The sequence below is a fragment of the Moraxella sp. genome (genome assembly GCF_024227015.1).
GTDB lineage: Bacteria > Pseudomonadota > Gammaproteobacteria > Pseudomonadales > Moraxellaceae > Moraxella.
In genome coordinates this window covers 1-657 of sequence record NZ_JAAELD010000356.1, presented here as the reverse complement: position 1 = coordinate 657, position 657 = coordinate 1, and the positions used below count along the sequence as shown (strand labels likewise).

1 protein-coding gene is annotated in these 657 nt (G+C 50.4%); it reads right to left on the bottom strand.

Annotation, left to right across the window (positions count from 1 at the left end):
• A partial coding sequence (locus GY683_RS07980) for a DDE-type integrase/transposase/recombinase (RefSeq protein WP_297288227.1) occupies positions 1-657 on the bottom strand: 657 nt, incomplete at both ends.

Below are 657 nucleotides of genomic sequence, written 5' to 3'. Positions count from 1 at the left end.
GGGTGATACTGCGGTCTTTGTTGACCTTTCTGCGGGCCACTTTGCGAAAATAGTCATGTAAGTTATCCGGAGCGGCTCTCAGACACTGCAAGTTGGCCGCAAAGCGTTCAATGGGGGTTTGCTTGGTGCTGCTGTGTTTTCGTTGATGGTAGATGTTGCTCAGCCAGCCATCAAAGGCTTCATTGAGTTCATTTAACGTTTGGCCTTTAAAGCCGGTTAAAAACTGCCCACGCACGGTTCTAAAAAAGCGTTCGATTTTGCCACGCCCCTGGGGTTGGTAGGGTTTGGAATGAATCAGTGCGATGGCTAATGAGGCGTTGATATACTCCAGGTGTCGGCTGCGGAACGCGGCGCCATTGTCCACGTAAAGCTTGCGGGGCACCCCCCTTTTAGCCAGGGCATTTTCAAAGGCATCCAGATAACAGACCAGGGCTTCTGACAGGTAAAATTCACCGTGGGCAATCAAGCGACTGTGATCATCGATGACGGCAATCAGATAGCTTTTTCGCATCTTACCGTTAACATCGACTTTAGGACCGTGCATCACATCGCTTTGCCATAGGTCGTTGGGCAACTCGGCTTCAAACTTGCGCCGATCCACAGGCCTTTTAACCGGCAGATGCACCAGGTTTTGTTGATGCAAAAATCGATAAACCG